Genomic DNA, 3,200 nt, shown 5'->3' on the forward strand with positions numbered 1-3,200 from the left:
AGGTAAAACGCGATTTGATTGCAGAAACTCCAGGACGCACAATCCATTGGCACATCGAATCACTGCTAGAAGTGCAGGGCGATCCCTCCATGCTGCGGCTTGTGCTTCGCAACCTGATGGGCAATGCCGTAAAATATAGCCAGACTCGAAACCCAGCAGAAATTACTGTTGGAAGTATTGACCATGAAAACGAAGTTGTCTTTTTTGTAAAAGATAACGGCGTAGGCTTTAATATGCAATATGTACACAAGCTATTCGGAGTATTTCAACGTCTACATAGCGACCCACAATTTGAAGGCACTGGTGTTGGATTGGCAAACGTGCAACGCATTATTCATCGGCATAATGGTCGAGTTTGGGCAGAGGCTGTAGTTGACAGTGGCGCCACCTTTTATTTCTCGCTGCCTAAGTTGTCCAAGAAGGAGAGTGAATGAAAGAACTGAAGCGGATTCTGCTAATTGAAGACAGCGCCAATGATGCAGAGTTAATACTAGCTGCTTTGTCAGAAAACCATCTCGCCAATGAAGTAGTGGTGGTACGTGATGGCGAAGAAGCATTAGATTATCTTTACCGCCGCGGATTGTTTCGGTTGCGAATGGAAGGGTATCCTGTGGTAGTTTTGCTCGATTTGAAACTGCCTAAAGTTGATGGACTAGAAGTATTGGCACAACTCAAATCTGACCCAGTAATGCGAGTGATTCCAGTGGTGGTACTGACTTCTTCCCGCGAGGAACCGGATTTAGTTCGATGCTACGAGCTAGGGGTCAATGCTTATGTTGTCAAGCCAGTAGATTACCATGATTTTGTTGATTCTATTAAAGGTGTGGGATTGTTTTGGGCAGTGATCAATCAGCCTCCGGTTGGTGCTTTACCTCCGGCACCTCATCTTCAAAAGGAGAACAACTGATGAATGTCCTCCGTTTTCTTCTTTTGGAAGACAGTGTGTTAGATGCAGAGCTTGCCCAAGCGATACTAACTGAAGGAGGAATTAATTGCGAACTGATCCGAGTCGAAACTGATGCTGATTTTGTAGCGGCTTTAGAAACAGAGACTTTCGATTTAATTCTTGCCGATTATGCCTTGCCATCTTTTAATGGAATTTTGGCTCTGGAAATTGCCCGAAATCGCACTCCAGAGGTTCCTTTTATCTTTGTTTCGGCTGTACTGGGCGAAGAATTAGCGATCGAAGCTTTGAAGAACGGTGCAACCGATTATGTATTAAAGCAACGACTAGGGCGGTTAGTTCCCTCGGTGCAACGTGCATTGCGGGAAGCTAAAGAGCGGCGTAAGCGCCAGCAAGCAGAAGAGTCTTTACAGAAAAGTGAAGCCAAGTATCGCCGAATTGTTGATACCTCTTATGAGGGAATCTGGATGATTGACTCTGAAACCCGAACAGAGTTTGTGAATCAGCGGATATCTCAGATGTTGGGTTATCCAGCAGAAGAAATACTCGGTCGTTCTATATTTGATTTTATGGATCTGGCTGATGATATCGCAGATAAAGAGAAACTGGAGTGGTTCAAGGGAGAAGAGAGCGATCTTAAAGAAGGGCGATTGCGCTGCCAGGATGGTTCGTACATCTGGACACTGATTTCTACAAGGGCAATTTTGAATGAACAGGGTGAGTGCTTAGGTGCGATCGCCATGCTAACTGATATCACCGATCGCAAACGCACTGAAGAAGAACGCGATCGCCTTTTGCAACTCGAGCAAAGAGCTAGGGCGGAAGCTGAGGCTGCTAACCGAATCAAAGATGAGTTTTTGGCAGTACTTTCTCATGAATTGCGATCGCCCTTGAATCCAATTCTCGGTTGGGCAAAACTGTTGCAGAGCCGGAAATTTGATGAGGCAGCGCTCAACAAAGCCCTGAAAACTATTGAGCGCAATGCCAAATTACAAGCTCAATTAATTGAAGACTTACTAGATGTTTCTCGCATCCTCCAAGGCAAACTCAGCCTCAACATGATTCCAGTCGATCTGGTATCTACCATTGAAGCCGCAATGGAAACAGTGCATTTGGCAGCAGAAGCTAAAACCATTCAGATTGAGACGAAGCTCGATCCAGCAGTAGGGAAAGTTTTGGGCGATCCAGCCCGCTTACAGCAAGTTTTCTGGAACCTTCTCTCGAATGCCGTCAAGTTTACTGAGACTGAGGGCAAAGTAAGTGTGCGATTGGAGCGCATCGAGGCTCAGGCGCAGATTACCGTCAGCGATACAGGTAAAGGTATTCACCCGAATTTTCTACCTCATGTATTTGATTATTTCCGTCAGGGTGACAGTACAACAACTAGAAAGTTTGGTGGATTAGGGTTAGGTTTAGCGATCGCTCGTCACTTGATCGAGATGCACGGGGGAACAGTTTGGGCGGAAAGCCCTGGTGAGGAAAAGGGAGCGATCTTCACAATTAGGTTGCCGCTCATCAAGGACAATGCAAAAATCAAGGATGACACAAATACTGATTCCTCAACTGCCGCTTTTCCCTCCTCTCCCCTCATGGGTTTACAAGTGCTGGTTGTGGATGACAATGATGATAGCCGCGACTTTTTCAGCTTTGTGCTGGAACAATTTGGTGCGATTGTCACCGCAGTAGCATCAGGAGATGAAGCATTACAAGCGCTAACCCAGTCAAAGCCAGATATCTTACTCAGCGATATTGGGATGCCAGAGATGAACGGCTATATGCTGATAGAACAGGTGCGGACTCTGGAAGCAGAACTGGGGGGAAAAAAGATACCTGCGATCGCTCTGACTGCTTATGCCGGTGAACTTAATCAGCAGTACGCACTAAAAGCAGGATTTCAACAGCACATCGTTAAACCTGTAGCACCAGAGGAATTGCTTATGGCGATTTCTAACTTAGTTCAATCTACTTAGGGTTTGTTATCAACCTGAGTAATTAGATGAATCTGCTTAATATTACAGATTTTAAACTATGCTTCACAAGTAATATGGTCTTTTTAATTGCCTGAAATACTCCGGGTGAGCCAGAAAATTTTGTGTCAATACGGTTCGGCTAAGGTTTTTTGATGGAAATTTGCGATCGCAAAGACGCGATAAATCGCCGTTAAGACGAAAGACCAATTATTGTAGAGACGGTGATTCATCGCGTCTCTTGCCTTAACGAACAGTATTGCGCCCCTACAAATCTACAAATCATTTGGGATAATTTATTTTTTGCAAGCCCATAACGCATATTTAAT

General features: G+C 45.0%; 3 protein-coding genes. All 3 read left to right on the top strand.

The window, feature by feature from the left end:
- Nucleotides 1-434 (top strand): sensor histidine kinase (locus tag IQ229_RS20320; RefSeq protein WP_194046840.1); only part of this gene is annotated, 434 nt, incomplete at its 5' end.
- On the top strand, nucleotides 431-907 hold the full coding sequence (locus tag IQ229_RS20325) for a response regulator (RefSeq protein ID WP_194046842.1): 477 nt from the start codon (nucleotides 431-433) through the stop codon (nucleotides 905-907). The genes IQ229_RS20320 and IQ229_RS20325, both read left to right, overlap by 4 nt.
- Nucleotides 907-2,874 carry a hybrid sensor histidine kinase/response regulator gene (locus IQ229_RS20330; RefSeq protein WP_194046844.1) on the top strand — a complete coding sequence of 656 codons (1,968 nt, stop codon included), beginning with the start codon at nucleotides 907-909 and terminating at the stop codon, nucleotides 2,872-2,874. Before IQ229_RS20325 ends, IQ229_RS20330 begins: the two co-directional genes overlap by 1 nt.
- Nucleotides 2,875-3,200 lie beyond the last annotated feature (326 nt).

The organism is Nostoc cf. edaphicum LEGE 07299 (assembly GCF_015207245.1).
GTDB lineage: Bacteria > Cyanobacteriota > Cyanobacteriia > Cyanobacteriales > Nostocaceae > Nostoc > Nostoc edaphicum_B.

Excerpts from the sequence above, each read along its gene's own strand:
- IQ229_RS20325 (WP_194046842.1), top strand. The coding sequence starts at position 431 with ATGAAAGAACTGAAGCGGATTCTGCTAATTGAAGACAGCGCCAATGAT.
- IQ229_RS20330 (WP_194046844.1), top strand. The coding sequence starts at position 907 with ATGAATGTCCTCCGTTTTCTTCTTTTGGAAGACAGTGTGTTAGATGCA.